The following is a 16,013-nucleotide window of genomic DNA, read 5'->3' as shown; positions in this document are numbered from 1 at the left end:
CACACCTACTTCTTGTATTCATGCACCAGAGACGCCAGAGGCGCCTTGCGCGTTATGTCGAGCAGACCGCTCGCCACGTTGGCGGCGGCTTCAGGCCATCCCTGCTTGCGGGAAGCCTGCGCCATCATTTTCAAACGGCCAGAGTCACAGATAAGTGCCGTGACAAGTGCGGGAAGATCCACGGATTCAGCGGAATCTGCCGCAAGCTGCCGTTCTTCCACCACCAGTGCTGCGCCCTGCCGCTCAAGGAAGCGGGCATTGTGCACCTGGTGGTTATGCGTGGCGTAAGGAAAAGGAATGAATACGGCGGGCTTGCCTGCCACCGTCAGTTCCGCAACCGTGGTGGCTCCGGCGCGGCAGAGCACCAAGTCGGCCTGCGCATACGCTGTCGCCATGTCATCGATAAATGCCTCCACGGTGCAACCCTGCATACCGGCCTCTTCGTAGGCGGCACGGACCCGCTCAAGGTCGGCCTGCCCTGTCTGGTGATGCACGGTCACGCCTGCTTCACGCAAGGTGGGCAGCATCGCCATGACAGCCGTATTCACGGCCCGGGCGCCAAGGCTGCCCCCAACGACCAGCAGACGGCGGCTACCGGTTTCATTTACCGGCAATTCACGTAGCGCCCTGATGTTGGCACGGACGGGATTGCCGGTCAGCACGGTCTTGCGGGGGAGAAAATGTTCGTCCGGATCGGGCATGGAAATAAAGATACGGTCCGCCACCTTGCCGAGCAGCTTGTTGGCAAGACCGGGAACGCTGTTCTGTTCATGCACAGCCACGGGCTTCTCACGCAGCTTTGCCCCCATGCAGGCAGCAAAGGCCGCGTATCCGCCGAATCCGATAACCGCGTCAGGATTAAAGCTGCCGATAATGCCCATGGCGCGTACCGTAGCTTTGGCAAGACCGAATACGGCCCCCACTGCACGAAGACCACGGCCGAGCACCCCGCGCACGGGCAGACCGACGAATTCGATTCCGGCCCGCGTCACGATATCGCGCTCCGGACCGTACTCGCCGCCGACGAACAGGAATTCCGCATCAGGGAAACGCTTGCGGAGTTCCTCGGCTACGGCCAGTGCCGGAAAGATGTGTCCACCGGTACCGCCGGTGGTCAGAACAAAACGCTTCATATCCTACGCCGTCCCTTCAGACGTTCTTGAAAAATTGAGCAGCAACCCGACACAGAGAAAGGTCGCCACAAGACTACTGCCGCCGTAGCTCATGAAAGGCATGGCAACACCCTTGGGCGGCGCAGCTCCCATGACCACGGCAAGATTGAACACTGCGCTGAGCATGAGAATGAGCGCCAGCCCGAACGCCGTCAGGCGGTCACGCAGGTCTTCCTGCCGGTAGGCCACACGAAAGGCCCGCCACAGGAACACTCCCATGATGATGAAAAACAGCGAAACACCCACAAAACCAAGCTCCTCGCCAACCACCGCCATGATGAAGTCGTTGTGCGGCTCGGGCAGGAAGAAAAGCTTCTGCTTGCTGGCACCGAGGCCCTGCCCCGTGATGCCGCCGGAACCCATGGCGAACAGCGACTGCACAAGCTGATAGCCAGAGTCCTGCGCGTCCTTGAAGGGATCGAGAAACGCCAGCAGACGACGGGAGCGGTACCCGGAACGCATGATGAGCAACCACCCTGCACCGCCCGCCAGCATGGCGGATGCGGCAAGGTAGATAAGCCGCGTACCGCCGACGAGACACATGAAAAAGAGCAGAATGGCCATCACGGCAGCACCGCCGAAATCCGGCTGTTTGAGCAGCAACAGGCAGAGCAGGCCGGTAACGGCGAAGGGCGGTATGACTCCCTTGGAAAAGGTTTTCACCAGCTCCTGCTTGGCGCTGAAAAAGTAGGCCAGATACAACACCAGCGCGATTCTGGCGAATTCCATGGGCTGCACGGCAAAAATGCCGAACGATATCCAGCGGCTGGAACCGTTTATGGTGGTTCCGAGAGGCGTGAGCGTGATAACCGTCAGCACAAAAGCAAGCCCCAGTGCGGGATACTGCAGCTGATTCAACAACTTGCGGGGTATGGAAGCCGCAACCAGCATCCCTATTCCGCCGATGCCTGCGAACATGAGCTGGCGCTTGAAGAAGTAGTACTTATCCGCATGAAACTTCTCGGCCATGATCCCGCTGGCGCTAAGCACCATGGTCAGGCCGAACGCGACCAGGCACACCGCTGATGCAAGCAGTACCCAGTCCAGGTTCATTGCGTTCTTCTTCAAGGGAGCCATTATTCCTATTCTCCTGCCAACAGGGCCTGAATGCGACGGAAGTCCTCTCCGCGCGCTTTGTAATTCGCATACTGGTCAAAGCTGGAGGTGGCCGGTGCAAGCAGCATCACGTCACCCTCGGCGGCCACACCCATGAGCCTTCTTGCGGCTTCTTCCATGGTGCTGTCGTAGGAAATGGGTGCGCATCCGCCCCATGCCTGTTCAAACTTTTCGCGGCTGCCGCCGTAGAGCCCCACTGCCTTGCACTTGGTGCCGATCAGCTCACGCAGAGTGGTGAGGTCTCCGCCCTTGTAAACGCCGCCCGCCAAGAGCAGGATGGGCGTTTCAAAAGTTTCCAGCGCGGCACGTACGGCATCCACGGTGGTTGCCTTGGTATCGTTGACGAAGATCACGCCCTTGGCGGACCCAACGGTTTCCAACGTATGTTCGTCCGCGGTGAACTCCCGCAGCGTTGCCGTAGCGCTCTCCACGGTCACGCCGAAAACGGAACAGGCCAGAAAGGCCGCTTCCATATTCAGGCGGTTGTGACGCCCCTTGAGCAGGGCTTCCGGAAAGCGTGCGGAATCATCGAAGAACCAGATTTCCGCCTTCACGTCGTAGCGATACGGCAGGTCTTCAAGACCGGGACCGAAGATGGCCTTATCCTCGAAGGTCTGACGGGCAAACATGCGCATCTTGGCGTCCGTGTACTCGTCCATATCCTTGTGGTAGTCGAGATGGTCCACAGTGATATTGGTCAGCACACCAACCTTGGGACGCAGAGCGGAACAGGTCTGCAACTGGAAGCTGGAAAGCTCCAGCACCAGCACGTCTGCCTCGCCACCTTCCAGCACGAAGCGGCTGAGAGGGGTACCGATGTTTCCGCCGAGAAAAACCTTCTTTCCGGCATCTTCCAGCATCTTCGCGCACAGACGCACGGTGGTGGTCTTGCCGTTGGTGCCTGTCACGGACAACACGGGAATATGCTGCACGCAGTGCCATGCCAGTTCGGTTTCCGCCATCACCCGCGCCGTTTCGGGCAGATACGGGGCCAGCTTGAGCACGGGAACGCCGGGGCTGGGAACGACAAGTTCCGCACCCGCAAACTGTTCCGCACTGTGGTCGCCAAAGGCGGTTTCAAAACCAAACCGATCGATAACTTCACGAAACGCCGGAGAAACCTTTTCGGCACTGCGGTCCACGATGCGCACATCCGCGCCAAGCGCATGCAGCAACTCCGCGGCAGCCATGCCGGTGCTTCCCACGCCCACAACCACGGCCTTCATGCCGGGAGTTACGGGGCTCTGCTGACAGCTGATCTTCATATCATTCGACCTAGCGGAGCTTGAGTACGCTGAGAGCCACGAGGCCCAGCAGTGCAGAGGTTATCCAGAACCGGATGATGACCTTGGACTCCGGTATGCCCTTCAATTCAAAATGGTGATGCAGGGGTGCCATGCGGAAGATTCGCTTGCCGCCGGAGAACTTGAAATAGCCCACCTGCAGGATTACCGAGAGGGTTTCCACCACGAAAAGGCCGCCCGCCACGAGCAGGATGAGTTCCTGCTTGCAGAGCACCGCCAGAAAACCCAGCGTGCCGCCGAGGGACAGGCTGCCCACGTCGCCCATGAACACCTGTGCCGGATAGGCGTTGAACCAGAGGAAGCCCATGCCCGCGCCGATGAGCGCACCGCAGACGACGGTCACTTCACCCACACCGGGAACAGAGGCCACCTGCAGGTAGGAAGACATCTGCGCGTGACCCGCCACATAAACGAACACCGCAAAGACGATGCCCGCGATAATGGTGGGACCGATGGCCAGTCCGTCCATGCCGTCTGTCAGGTTCACGCCGTTGGAAGCGCCGACCATGACGCACATGGCAAAGGGGATGTAGAGCCAGCCGAGGTCCGGGGCGATGTTCTTGAAGAAAGGCACGGCAAGCTGCGTGGAATATGCAGGGTCCTGCACCAGCACAAACATGACCGTAGCGGCAATAAGCAGTTGCCAGAGGAACTTGGCCTTTGCGGAAAGCCCCTTGTTACGCTTGCGGCGGAGCTTGGAAAAATCGTCGAGAAAGCCGACCAGTCCGAACCCGGTGAACACGAACAGGGTGAGCCATACACGGGTGTTGGTCAGGTCGCACCAGAGCAGCGAGCTGGTAATCATGGTAAAGCCGATGAGCAGCCCGCCCATTGTGGGGGTACCGGCCTTGCCGCTGTGGCAGGAAACTTCTTCCTGAATGTACTGGCCGCACTTGATGCGCTGCAGCCACTTGATGAAGTACGGCCCGAGCACGATAGACAGCAGCAACGCAGTAAGCAGCGCCCACACGGAACGGAAGGTGATGTACCGGAAGACGTTGAAAAGCGTGATGTCGTCGCTCAGAGGATACAGCAGGTTATACAGCATCGCTTTCCTCCAACTTGCAGGGTTCCGCGCAGAAAGCTTCCACCAGCCGCTCCAGCCTGTTGCCGCGCGACCCCTTGAAAAGAACCAATCCGGCCCGAAGGTCCGTATCCATGAAACGGTTCACGAATTCCTCTGGAGTTTGAACAACGAACATCTCGCCCTGCCAGCCGGCTTCAGCCAGCCCGCGGCGAACCTCATCCTCATGGCCGCCCACCCAGAACACTGCGGCGGGAGCGGTCTCTGCCATCTTTCTGCCAAGCTGAACGTGTGCCGGAACGGCCTCATCACCCAGTTCACGCATCTCGCCCATGACAAGCATGAGCGCTCTGCCCTCTGCCATCTCCGATGCAGTTTCCAGCATGCGGGCGCTGGAAAGCGGATTGGCGTTGTAACTGTCGTCAATGACCAGCCAGTTGCCGCGCTGCTGACAGCAGAAGCGCTTCTCAGGGAGCTTTGCCCCGGCAAATCCCTTGATGATCTCATCGGACCTGAGACCGAGAATGTCCGCAGCGGCCGCCACGGCGATGACGTTCTCGGCGGCAAAGGCTCCGCGGAAGGGAGCCACCAGCTCAAATTCCTTGCCGTCCAGACGCACCTTGTAGCGCCCGTTCGTTTCCGAATCTGGGCCGACATATTCTGCAAAGTAGGCACACTCAGCATCCTTGACGCTGAAGAAGCGCGCCTCGCGGAAATTTCGTTTGGCTTCGCGGACCAGATCGGGGTAGTCGCCGCTGACAAGGCCCACACCGCCCTTGGCGATGTAGTTCAGCATGCGTGCCTTGTAATAAGCCACGCCCTTGTCGCCCAGCCCCTGCGTATGCCCGCTGCCCACGTTCAGCACGATGCCGAGGTCGGGACGCAGCACGCTGGCAAGCTCATCCATGTCGTGCGGCTCGCTGATACCGGCCTCCATGACCCAGAAGCACTCATCGCCGGTTGCGGAAAGCATGGATACGGGCAGACCGATCTGGTTATTCAGGTTCAGGTGGTTGCGGGCGGTTTCGCCGCGCACGGAGAGCACCTGCGCCAGAACTTCCTTCACCGTGGTCTTGCCAGCCGTACCGGTCACACCAACCACCGTGGCAGATGCCTGCTGGCGGTGATAGGCAGCCAGTTTTCCCAACGCTTCCACTGAGTTGCGCACCATGAGCAGCGGCACGCCGCCTTCTTCACATTCCATGGAGCACATTTCGTCCATGGAAAAGGGAGGGCGCTCGGCAACCACGGCACAGGCTCCTCTTTCAACGGCGGTGCGGGCAAAGTTATGGCCGTCGAACCGCTCGCCCGAGATGCAGAAAAAGAGCTCGCCCTTCTTCAGAACGCGGCTGTCCGTCTGTACACCCGTGGGAACAAGGCTGCCTGCGTCGCCAAGGAATCCGATGGCGCCCATGGCATTCTGTATGGCATTCAGAGTAAGCTTCACCCGAGCAACTCCTTCAAAACGGCCTGGTCACTGAAAGGAAATTTTTCCGTACCGATTATCTGGTAGTCTTCGTGACCCTTGCCCGCGACAAGAATGCAATCGCCGGGACGGGCGTCCGCCACGGCAAGCGCGATGCCCGCCTTGCGATCAGGGTCGATAAGTACATGGGCGCAACCGATAAGCCCCGGCTTCACGTCTTCCAGAATGGCCAGCGGGTCTTCGGTGCGGGGGTTGTCAGAGGTCAGCACAGCCACGTCGGAATGGTGGCATACGGCCTCTGCCATCAACGGACGCTTGCGTCTGTCGCGATCGCCGCCACAACCGAACACGGTAATGATCCGCTCGAATCCGACCTTGCGCAGCGCCGTCAGCACGTTCTCCAGCGCATCGGGAGTGTGGGCATAGTCCACAAAGGCATGCACGCCCTTGCTGTTGGGAATGCGCTCAAGGCGACCGGGGACGCCGTTGAAGCCTTCCAGCCCGCGCATATCCTCTGCGGAGAGGCCGAGCATGCGGCCCATGCCCTGCACGCCCAGCAGGTTGGAAGCGTTGTGATAGCCGACCATGGGAGAAACGAGTTCCCAGCTTTCGCCATCAAGAGTCATGCGCAGGTGCAGACCATCCACGGTACAGGAGAGAACCTCACCCTTCAGAATACGGCAGCCCTCAATGGTCACATCGTGCAGCGTGAAACCGATGCCGTTGGGCAGTTCAGGCAGCAGGCGACGGCCGTAGGGGTCGTCCACGTTCACAACGCAGGCCTTGCCCGCCTTGGGAACCGAGGTGAAGAGAAGGCGTTTGGCCTGAAAATAGGTTTCCATGTCGCCATGGTAATCAAGATGGTCCTGCGTCAGGTTGGTCAGGATGGCGCCGGAGTATTCCACGCCCGCCGTGCGGTTCTGGTCCAGTGCGTGGGAAGAGACCTCCATGAACACGCCGTCAACCTCAGCTGCGGCCATGCGCGCCAGCAACGCGTGCACCTTGAGGCAGTCCGGGGTGGTCATCTTGGCTTCAAGCTCGGTGCCGGGCCAGCGGTAGCTGACGGTGCCGATAACGCCCGCCCTGCGGCCGGCTGCATTGAAGAGATGTTCCAGCATGTAGGTCACCGTGGTCTTGCCGTTGGTGCCGGTCACCCCCACCACGGGGAACACCAGTTCTTCCGTGCTGAACTTGATGCCCGCCAGAATGCCAAGAGCGGCCTGCGGGTCTTCATGAATCACGAAACGGGCGTCCGCTCCGTCTTCGGGCATGCTGCGTTCGCGGCAAACGACATATGCCGCGCCCTTGTCGAGGGCGTCGCCGATAAAGTCGCCGCCATCCATGGATGCGCCGGGAACGGCAATGAATACATCACCGGGCATGACCTTGCGAGAATCCGTATGCAGGGTGATCAATCCGGTGCGAACCTGATCCGCCAGCTGTTCCAACGTAATAACCTGTGTCATGCTAAGAGCGCTCCGAAAGCCAAAGTATGTATTTTTGCGAGCCATTCTTGGACCAGGGAGTTCCCGGCTGGGGGCTCTGTTTTTTCACGAACAACCCTTCACCCTGCAGGGTGGGGATAATGCCCTTGCGGGCAAACGCTTCAACCGCCCAGCGCAACGACTTGCCGCGCACATCCGGCACAGTGGAATCGTCTGCAAGGGCGGTTCTGGAAACATCGCGGCGGATTTCCGAAACACCCGGAACCACCTTGTTGACAACCGGCTCTTCCACTCCCGCAAAGGCAGTGCCCTCGCCGGTATCCGGCAGGGTGCCCATGTAGGCCATGGACCGCATGGCTATCTGCCGGAACGCAGGAGCGGCAATAACGCTGCCGTAATGGTTCTTCACAGGCTCATCCACCACGACCATCAGCACATAGCGGGGGGATTCCGCAGGAATCAGACCCACAAACGAACCGGTATACTTGTCGCCATACCCGCCCTGGGGGCTGGCCTTCTGCGCCGTACCGGTCTTGCCGCCGACACTGATACCCGGAATGCGTGCAGCCCTGCCCGTACCATCTTCCTCGACCACGCCCCGCAACATGGAAAGCACCGTGGAAGCGGTCTTCTCGGAGAACACCCGCTCAGAGCTTCCGTGCGCCGGGCTGTCTGCAAGCACCCTCAGCGGCTTGCGCACACCGCCGTTGGCGAGGCAGACATAGGCCTGCGCCAGTTGCAGCATGGTGGCAGAAAACCCTTGTCCGAACGCCGCATTGGCAAGATCCACTTCCTGCCAGCGTTTTGCCGGCCTCAAAATTCCGTACGCTTCACCCCGCACAGGCATGCCGGTTTTTTCACCGAAGCCAAGACGGGTAAGGTAGCTGTAGTAGGTAGCCGCCCCAAGATCGAGGCCGATCTTGGCGGAACCGATGTTGCTCGAATAGCGGAGAATCTTTTCCACAGGCAGCCACTCGTTCTTGTGCGTGTCCTTGATGCGCACGTTGTGCAACTGCCACCTGCCATTCTCGCAGTAGTACAGGCTGTCCGGCGTAATCTTGCCTTCCTCGAGGGCCGAGGCCACAAGGAACGGCTTGATCGTGGAGCCCATCTCCAGTGCGTCCGCAGCAATGCGGTTGCGCCACTGGCTCGGTGAATACCGGTTGTAGGCGTTGGGGTTGAACGGGGGATATTCCGCCCAGGCCAGAATGTCTCCGCTCTCCACATCCACCATGAGCGCCCCACCCCATGACGCCTCAAAGGAGGTCACCGCTTCCGCAAGTGCCTCCTCTGCAAAAAATTGTATCTGTGCATCCAATGTGAGCCGGACATCCAGTCCGTCTATCGACGGGTCCCGTTCCGGCCCGTTGAGGTACAACCTCCGTCCGGCGGCGTCACGTTGGACAACGTATTTTGAGTCCTGCCCCATGAGCTGCTCATCCTGCGTGAGCTCAATCCCTTCCAGCCCCTGATCATCCATCCCCACAAAACCGAGCAACCTGCCGGCAAGTTGCCTGTTCGGATAGGCGCGGCTGTAATCCGTGGACAGATAGATGCCCGACATGCGGGCCTCCTTGATGGTCACGGCGGCCCGGTCACTTATCTTGCGGGCTATCCATGTAAAACGGCGACGCTCCTGTATCTTGGACCGGACCGTTGAAAGCGGCATATCAAGTGCGGATGCCAGCAGTCTCGCCGCCTCGGCAGGATTGGCAATCTCCACCGGACGCACAAACACGGACTTGCTTGCCACGCTGCGGGCCAGCACCTGTCCGTTGCGATCCAGAATGGAACCGCGACGCCCCGTCACCAGCTCCGGCGCCAGATGCTGGCGGGTGGCCTTGGCGGCAAACTCCGGCCCGCGATAAATCTGCACATAAAAGGCGCGGCACCACAGGGCGAACCAAACGACGCAAAAGAAGGCGCCCACAACACCAAGGCGGAAGCGTCCCCAGTCGCGTCCGCTGACGCGCTGCTGGGCAGGCCTCTTTACCGCCTTTGTGCGGGGATTCTTTGCCTTCTTGCCAAAAACCACGCCTTGCTCCTCACCGGAAAACTACTGCAGATCTTCCAGTCTGCGAATCTGTCCGGGCATTGCCGGACGCATTCCCAATTCTTCCGCCTTGCGGCGCAGCCTATAGGGGGCGAGCAGGTTATCCCGCTCAAGCTCCAGCTTGGCGCCATGAGCGGCGCTGTTATCAAGCTCGACCTGCAGCTTCTGCAGCCCGTAGGCGATGTCCATTCGCTCGATGTTGAGCCAGACGAGCGTCAGCCCGAGCACCAGGCTCGTAACCGCCGCAAGTATGGTCCCCAGAATCCAGCCGCTCATGCTGTTGTTCACGACGGCCTCCACTACAGTTTTTCCGCCGCGCGCAGCTTTGCGCTGGAGGAGCGACGGTTGCGCGCCAGCTCTTCCTCGCCTGCCATGACGGGCTTCTTGGTCAGAATACGCACCTGCGCGGTGTGATGGCACACGCATACAGGGATCTGCCGCGGACAGATGCAGCCCTTCGCCTCTGCGGCAAAGGCATGCTTGACCATCCTGTCTTCAAGGGAATGGAAGGAAATGATGGCCACCCTGCCGCCGGGGCGGAGGCGTGGTATAATCGTTCCCAGAAAAGATTCAAGCTCATCAAGCTCACCGTTTACCGCCATGCGCAACGCCTGGAAGGTACGGGTAGCCGGATGATTGCGGGCCTGCGCACGCCACTTGGCGGGATAGGCCATCTCAACGATCTTTGCGAGCTGCAACGTCGTTTCGATGGGAGCCTTGGCGCGTGCTTCAAGAATGGCGTTGGTGATACGGCCGCCCATGGGGTCTTCACCGTACTTACCGATAATCATGCGCAACGTCTCTGCACTGCCCTTGTTCACAATATGGCTTGCAGGCGGCGTGTCGCTATCCGGGTCCATACGCATATCCAGCGGACCATCTGCATGGAAGCTGAAACCGCGCTCCGCCTGATCCAGCTGCATGGAGGAAACGCCGATATCAAGGAGCGCCCCGTCAAGCAAGTCCCAACCGAGCTCATCCAGAACTTCTTCGTAGTCGCTGTACTTGGAATGGAAGAGGTGCACGTTGTCGCCAAAGCGGGCAAGGCGCTTGCGGGCACGCTCAAGCGTGGCAACATCGCGATCAAGACCGACCAGTTGCGCCTTGCCTTGCGCAGCCTCCATGATGGCCTCGCTGTGGCCGCCAAGCCCCAGAGTACCATCCAGATAATAGCCGCCCGGCTTGGGTGCCAGATACTCCAGCACCTCGCTCAGCAGCACGGGAACATGATCACTCCATTCTGCCCCGGAGCGATTTGATTCCTCGCCTTGTGTCACAGGCTTCCCCTTCCTTGTAAGTATGACAGACTAAATCGGGAAATCGATCCCGCTTTCGGCCAATTCATCGGCCACGTCATCAAAGCTGTCTTCGGACATGAGCGCCTCGAACCGCGCCTTGTCCCAGATTTCGAACTTGCTGCCCTGCCCGACAATGACAACATCCTTGTCCAGCCCGGCATAAGCCATGTGATCCGCGGAAATGCGGATGCGTCCCTGCTTGTCCAGAGCCATCTCCTCTGCACCGCCGATAACCAGGCGACGGAAGTTCCGAACCTTGAGCGAAGGGGTCTTCAGCTTCTGGAACTTCTGCTCGAACTCTTCCCAGTCCGGCAGAGGATAACCGACCACACACCGGTCATACGTAGTGAGCACCAGCTTTCCCTCATGCGAGCGCGAAAGCAGAATGTCCCGTATTTCCGGGGTCAACATGAGCCTCCCCTTGGGGTCGAGGCTGCGGTGTGATCTTCCTCTGAACAACATACCTCATGCTCCTACCACTTTTTACCACACTTTACCACTTTTTCTTTTATATAGTTACAAGTCTCATGCTCACCACCCTTTTTTGTCTAGAATTTTTGTAGATTATGAAATACTGTCAAGACAAATACACTTGACAGAAATTGACAATTCACCAAGAGTTTCAGGTATGAGAACAAAAATTATCGCCACCATCGGTCCGGCGTCCAATTCGCCGGAAACCCTGACCAGACTGATCCAGACTGGGGTGCGCATCTTCCGCCTGAACTTCTCTCACGGTGATGCCTCCATGTTCACGGATCTTATCGCGCTCCTTCGCGCACTGGAGAAGGAGCACGGTGTCCCCCTAACCCTTTTGCAGGACCTTTCCGGCCCCAAGATACGTATCGGGGAAATCCGGCAGGGCACCCTCACTCTGGACCAGCGCGACAGAGTGGTGCTGGGGCCTTCCGGTTCTGAGATGGTGCGCGAGCTGCCGTTCATCCCCTTTGACAACCCGCCCATCATGGAAACGCTGGAAGTGGGCGACAAGGTAGTACTGAGCGACGGCGTTCTCCAGTTCGTGATCACGGAAAAACTTCCCCTCGGCGCATTCGAGATGGAATGCCAGAACAGCGGCATTCTCACCTCACGCAAAGGCCTTGCCCTTCCCGGCAAGCCGGTGAATCTGCCCGCCATGACGGATAAGGACAAGAAGGACCTGCGCGACGGCCTCGCCCTCGGCGTGGACGCCTGCGCCCTCTCCTACGTCCAGACCCCCGAGGATATTCTCACCGCCAAGGCCATCATCAAGGAAGCGGGAAAGAACATTCCCGTTGTTGCCAAGCTGGAACGGCAGAACGCCGTGGACAGGCTGGAAGACATCCTGGAAGTGACCGACGTGGTCATGGTGGCACGAGGCGACCTTGGCGTGGAATGCCCCCTGCCCATGCTGCCCGCCATGCAGAAGCGCATCATCCGTGCGTGCAACAAGGCCGCCAAACCGGTCATCGTAGCCACGCAGATGCTGCTTTCCATGGTCAACAACCCCGTCCCCACCCGTGCGGAAACCACGGACGTCGCCAACGCGGTGCTTGACGGTGCAGACTGCGTAATGCTTTCCGAAGAAACCGCCATGGGTAAATACCCCGTGGAAACGGTGAGTTTCATGGTGGAAATCGCCAAGCAGGCGGAAGAAATCCACTTTGAGGCAAAGCGCATACACCCCCCCGACGACGAGAAGGGAACCCCGGATTTTCTGGCTTACTCCGCCAGCCTCCTGGCAGAAAAAACGCAGGCCGATGCCATCGTGGCCCACTCCATGTCAGGTTCAGCGGCACGCCTGCTTTCCGCCCGCAGACCACGGCAGATCATCTACGGCCTCACCCCGGACCCCGAGGCCCTGCGCGGCCTGAACTTCTCGTGGGGCGTAAAGCCCGAACCCGTTGACACCGCGCTTCCGGGCCATCTGGAACGAGCCGAACATTTCATTGAAACATGCCCGCTCCTGCCCGCAGGTGCCAATGTCGTCATCACCGCAGGCCAGCCCAAACCCGGTGCCAAGGCCAGAGGTACAAACCTGGTAAAAATCTACCATAAATAACATGAGTGCAGCCGGCAGCCCCATCCCAGACGCGATTCAGGAAGAGTATTACCAGATCGCCAAACCGATCCTGGAGAGCTTTCCCAAATACCGCCCTCCGGTCGACCTGTTCGAGTTCAAGGAGAGCATAGCCCGCCTGCAGCCATACAGCAAAAAAGGTGCCCGCCTCACCAATGAACAGGTCGAGGCGGTGCACAGTTTGTGCGAAGACGGCAACCTGTTCGTTTCCCGCGCAGACCACCCCATATACTCCAAGCACATCATCAAGCAACTCGACCTGGTGCTGGTGGACCAGAACCTGAAGCAGGGCGAGATTGCCGACGTATTCATGCAGGCACTGGCCCTGCGCGTGAACGAATTCGCCGAACAGCCCGTCATGCCCGTTTTCGAACAGCTGTATCAGGATGTGATGGTGTTCACCGAATTCATCTTTCAGGACCGCCACCGCATCAAGCTGTTCATGCGACGCCTGAACCGTGAACACAACCTTGCATCGCACGCGGTGAACACACTTGCCGTTGGCCTGTGGCTGTTCTATGCCGCCCGCAGCGAATACCGCAGGCGCGATCTGGACAAGGCGGCTCTGGCTCTGCTGCTGCATGACATAGGCATGTGCAAAGTGCCGCCGTTCATCCTCGCCAAGACGACCCCGCTCAAAATGGACGAGAAGGAAAAGCTCACCCCCCACCCCATTGTGGGCGCGAAAATCATGCACAAACTCGGGTTCGCCTTTGACGAGATGAAGCAGGCGACCCTTGAACATCACGAAAGACTGGATGGCTCCGGCTACCCCCAGAAACTGAAGGGAGAGACGATCAGCAAGTTCGGCAGACTGGTTGCCGTGGCGGATTCCTTTTCAGCCATGATCTGCTCACGCCCCTATGCCGCAGGCACCGAACCGGCGGAGGCAGCACGCAAGCTGGCAGAAGACAAGAAGCGCTATGATGAACGCTACACGCTCCTGCTAAACCACGCCTACCTTACGGATGCCTTCCGTATGGCCCAGTCTGCACAGTCAACCCAGTCAGCCCAGTCTGATCAACCCGTGGCATAACCGATCCACAAAAAACTCCGGCGACAGGGCAAGCCTGGCACCGGAGCATCTTTATCCGCATCCAACGGATACTCTCAAAGGAGTGTCCGTTTTTCTTTTAGCTGCGACACACGATCTGGCCGCTGATTTCCTTGAAAATGTCGGCAATCATGATCACGCCAAGCACGCGCGGGCCTTCCTTGACCACTGCATAGCTCCGTCCCTTTTTCACGAAGTCCTCAAGAACGACCAAGAGAGGTTCGTCGGGAGCTACCACAGTCGGATTCTTGTCCATCACATCCTTCACGGATGTGGAACCGGCCACCTTGCAGGCGTTGGTGTACATCTGTTCAAAACGGTTCTCGTCCAGTCCGCGCAAGGCATCACCACGAAGCAGATTGTCTTCCATGAAGCGCACGGTGTCCCACATGGAAACCGCACCCTTGAGACGACCGTTATCGTCCATAACCAGCGCACATAGACACCCGCTGTCGCTCACGGCATTCAACTCGCGCATGGCATCGGCCAGAGAATTGGCCTCCTTCATCACTGGATACTCCTCGCGAACAATATCCCAGGCACGGGTTCGTAACAGCATATGCATCTCCCTCGGGAACAGTGGTGCCCCGCTAAAAGGTTGTAAGCCTACGATCGAATGTAACCAGTTGCCCTTGTTTGGTAAAGAGCACAATAGACCCTGCCTGATGAAAATCAGTCAAAATCGGCAAACAGTGCGCCAACGTGAATATTACCGATGACCAGCTTGCGGTGCTGCTGCCTGAGCCGCCACAGGGCCTGATGCAATTCATCCACGGAAATGCCGTTGCGCACAGCGGTATAGGCCTCGATGAAAGCGGCCATGGTATCACAGGCCTTGAGCATCACGCCGTCCTTGGGATCGAACTGATCTTCATTGTAATGCGTCTGCAACTGCTCAAAGTTCAGTTTCTTGATGACGCCGTCCACCACTATGGCTTCATCGAATTCCGACCCCGTTTCCAGACCGAGGAAATAGCCAAGCCGCCATGCAAGGCGCTCGTACCCTTCTGCACGCATGGGGCCGAGCACCCGGCGCTCCAGTTCTTCGGCTTCGTATTCCTTGATGAAGTCGTCCAGCTTGTCCACGGACTTCTTCACGGGCGAGATGATATCGCGGGTCAGTAGTTCCGGCAGGTCATGGAAGAGCCCGCAGAAGAAGTTATTCTGGCGGCGCGCCCCGCAAGCCCCCTGCGCAATGGAAAAGAAATAGCTGTAGCATGCCACGAGAAACATATGCCCGATGACCGACGTTTCCGGTACACGCGGCGTCTGGGACCAACGCTTCTGAAAACGCAGTTGCCCGCACAGGTTCGCCAGCCTGCCAAGAACGTTGTCCGAACCGGAAAGCAGCTCAGGCACACCCTTGAGGTGCGAATAGGCCTGCAGACGTTCTGTGAATGAGGCATCGATATCGGGAATTTCGTCGTCAAAGCCATTCAGATTTTTGAGCAGGTCAAACTCCCACTTGCTGGCGTAGAGATGAGCGGCATCCAGAATCTCGTCACCAAGCGTCTTCTTCCTGCTATGGGCAAAATAGGCCACAAAACGATCCCAGAAGCCGTTGCCGAGCGGAGCGAGCACCGGCTCCAGTTCCCCCTGCACCCAGCCGATGAGCTGGGCGTAATGACGGGGATTCTCCCGTATCTTATAAAATATTGGGGGTTTTATGTCCGTGATGACCAGGCGGAAAAAGTAGTCGAAGATCCCCCCTTCAACGATGGTCTCGCCAAGCTTGATGCGCTCCCCCTGAAGGCGGCCTTCCGAATTCAACTGATAGAGCAGCCATGCCACGATCATCTTGTGCGCCTGCTTGTCCACTTCCAGCAATTCCATGGGCCGCAGCTTGTCGTTCCATCGCTTCATGTATGCACCGGCGAAGGTAAACTGCAGCAGACTCTTGCGAATATTGGACATATGGCGCTCCTGAATTTTTTGAAAAAATCACTTGGCAAGTTAGGATGTCGTAGTATAAAGATCAACAGTTTCCACGAGGGACTGACGTTTTTTTCCAGGGCCTACAGGCCTTGCCCCACCCGTTACCCGTCTGCTCCCGTCGTGCCGG

14 protein-coding genes are annotated in these 16,013 nt (G+C 58.7%); 2 read left to right on the top strand and 12 right to left on the bottom strand.

Features of this window, described 5'->3' with window-relative positions; translation table 11 throughout:
- Positions 1–5: 5 nt before the first annotated feature.
- Genes murG through mraZ form a run of 10 tightly spaced genes read right to left on the bottom strand, consistent with a single transcriptional unit; the run spans position 6 to position 11,300 of the window.
- Positions 6–1,133, bottom strand: a complete 1,128-nt coding sequence (murG, locus tag N1030_RS17130) for an undecaprenyldiphospho-muramoylpentapeptide beta-N-acetylglucosaminyltransferase (protein ID WP_265826786.1) — start codon at positions 1,131–1,133, stop codon at positions 6–8.
- A gap of 3 nt (positions 1,134–1,136) precedes the next feature.
- The gene (ftsW, locus tag N1030_RS17125; RefSeq protein ID WP_265826785.1) at positions 1,137–2,249 is read right to left on the bottom strand and encodes a putative lipid II flippase FtsW; all 1,113 of its coding nucleotides are present in this window, start codon (positions 2,247–2,249) and stop codon (positions 1,137–1,139) included.
- A gap of 5 nt (positions 2,250–2,254) precedes the next feature.
- Positions 2,255–3,547, bottom strand: a complete 1,293-nt coding sequence (murD, locus tag N1030_RS17120; RefSeq protein WP_420842846.1) for a UDP-N-acetylmuramoyl-L-alanine--D-glutamate ligase — start codon at positions 3,545–3,547, stop codon at positions 2,255–2,257.
- A gap of 16 nt (positions 3,548–3,563) precedes the next feature.
- On the bottom strand, positions 3,564–4,640 hold the full coding sequence (gene mraY, locus N1030_RS17115; protein ID WP_265826783.1) for a phospho-N-acetylmuramoyl-pentapeptide-transferase: 1,077 nt from the start codon (positions 4,638–4,640) through the stop codon (positions 3,564–3,566).
- Positions 4,630–6,063: a UDP-N-acetylmuramoyl-tripeptide--D-alanyl-D-alanine ligase gene (locus N1030_RS17110; RefSeq protein WP_265826782.1), complete on the bottom strand. Its 1,434-nt coding sequence runs from the start codon at positions 6,061–6,063 to the stop codon at positions 4,630–4,632. The genes mraY and N1030_RS17110 overlap by 11 nt, the downstream gene beginning before the upstream one ends.
- Positions 6,060–7,508, bottom strand: a complete 1,449-nt coding sequence (locus N1030_RS17105; RefSeq protein ID WP_265826780.1) for a UDP-N-acetylmuramoyl-L-alanyl-D-glutamate--2,6-diaminopimelate ligase — start codon at positions 7,506–7,508, stop codon at positions 6,060–6,062. Before N1030_RS17105 ends, N1030_RS17110 begins: the two co-directional genes overlap by 4 nt.
- A gap of 1 nt (position 7,509) precedes the next feature.
- Positions 7,510–9,522, bottom strand: coding sequence for a penicillin-binding transpeptidase domain-containing protein (locus tag N1030_RS17100; RefSeq protein ID WP_265826779.1), 2,013 nt, complete (start codon positions 9,520–9,522; stop codon positions 7,510–7,512).
- 21 nt (positions 9,523–9,543) lie between these two features.
- Positions 9,544–9,828: a hypothetical protein gene (locus tag N1030_RS17095; RefSeq protein ID WP_265826778.1), complete on the bottom strand. Its 285-nt coding sequence runs from the start codon at positions 9,826–9,828 to the stop codon at positions 9,544–9,546.
- Positions 9,829–9,839: 11 nt separating this feature from the next.
- Positions 9,840–10,817: a 16S rRNA (cytosine(1402)-N(4))-methyltransferase RsmH gene (gene rsmH, locus N1030_RS17090; RefSeq protein ID WP_265826777.1), complete on the bottom strand. Its 978-nt coding sequence runs from the start codon at positions 10,815–10,817 to the stop codon at positions 9,840–9,842.
- A 30-nt stretch (positions 10,818–10,847) separates the two neighbouring features.
- A complete protein-coding gene (gene mraZ / locus N1030_RS17085) occupies positions 10,848–11,300 on the bottom strand; it encodes a division/cell wall cluster transcriptional repressor MraZ (protein ID WP_265826775.1) in 453 nt (150 codons plus the stop codon).
- 166 nt (positions 11,301–11,466) lie between these two features.
- Here mraZ and pyk point away from each other — a divergent pair, with 166 nt between their 5' ends.
- Positions 11,467–12,879: a pyruvate kinase gene (gene pyk, locus N1030_RS17080; RefSeq protein ID WP_265826774.1), complete on the top strand. Its 1,413-nt coding sequence runs from the start codon at positions 11,467–11,469 to the stop codon at positions 12,877–12,879.
- Position 12,880: 1 nt separating this feature from the next.
- Positions 12,881–13,933: an HD-GYP domain-containing protein gene (locus tag N1030_RS17075; RefSeq protein WP_265826772.1), complete on the top strand. Its 1,053-nt coding sequence runs from the start codon at positions 12,881–12,883 to the stop codon at positions 13,931–13,933.
- A gap of 97 nt (positions 13,934–14,030) precedes the next feature.
- On the opposite strand, the gene N1030_RS17070 is transcribed toward N1030_RS17075, so the two are convergent.
- Positions 14,031–14,510: a CBS domain-containing protein gene (locus N1030_RS17070; RefSeq protein ID WP_265826771.1), complete on the bottom strand. Its 480-nt coding sequence runs from the start codon at positions 14,508–14,510 to the stop codon at positions 14,031–14,033.
- 113 nt (positions 14,511–14,623) lie between these two features.
- Positions 14,624–15,865 (bottom strand): HD domain-containing protein, encoded by a 1,242-nt coding sequence (locus N1030_RS17065; protein ID WP_265826770.1) that lies wholly within the window; start codon positions 15,863–15,865, stop codon positions 14,624–14,626.
- Between the last annotated feature and the right edge of the window lie 148 nt (positions 15,866–16,013).

It is taken from the genome of Desulfovibrio mangrovi (assembly GCF_026230175.1).
Classification (GTDB): Bacteria; Desulfobacterota; Desulfovibrionia; order Desulfovibrionales; family Desulfovibrionaceae; genus Halodesulfovibrio; species Halodesulfovibrio mangrovi.
Note: the sequence above shows the minus strand (reverse complement) of the source record. Positions and strands in the feature narration are given on the sequence as shown.

Excerpts from the sequence above, each read along its gene's own strand:
- murG (WP_265826786.1), bottom strand. The coding sequence starts at position 1,133 with ATGAAGCGTTTTGTTCTGACCACCGGCGGTACCGGTGGACACATCTTT.
- ftsW (WP_265826785.1), bottom strand. The coding sequence starts at position 2,249 with ATGGCTCCCTTGAAGAAGAACGCAATGAACCTGGACTGGGTACTGCTT.
- mraY (WP_265826783.1), bottom strand. The coding sequence starts at position 4,640 with ATGCTGTATAACCTGCTGTATCCTCTGAGCGACGACATCACGCTTTTC.
- N1030_RS17105 (WP_265826780.1), bottom strand. The coding sequence starts at position 7,508 with ATGACACAGGTTATTACGTTGGAACAGCTGGCGGATCAGGTTCGCACC.
- mraZ (WP_265826775.1), bottom strand. The coding sequence starts at position 11,300 with ATGTTGTTCAGAGGAAGATCACACCGCAGCCTCGACCCCAAGGGGAGG.
- pyk (WP_265826774.1), top strand. The coding sequence starts at position 11,467 with ATGAGAACAAAAATTATCGCCACCATCGGTCCGGCGTCCAATTCGCCG.
- N1030_RS17075 (WP_265826772.1), top strand. The coding sequence starts at position 12,881 with ATGAGTGCAGCCGGCAGCCCCATCCCAGACGCGATTCAGGAAGAGTAT.
- N1030_RS17070 (WP_265826771.1), bottom strand. The coding sequence starts at position 14,510 with ATGCTGTTACGAACCCGTGCCTGGGATATTGTTCGCGAGGAGTATCCA.
- N1030_RS17065 (WP_265826770.1), bottom strand. The coding sequence starts at position 15,865 with ATGTCCAATATTCGCAAGAGTCTGCTGCAGTTTACCTTCGCCGGTGCA.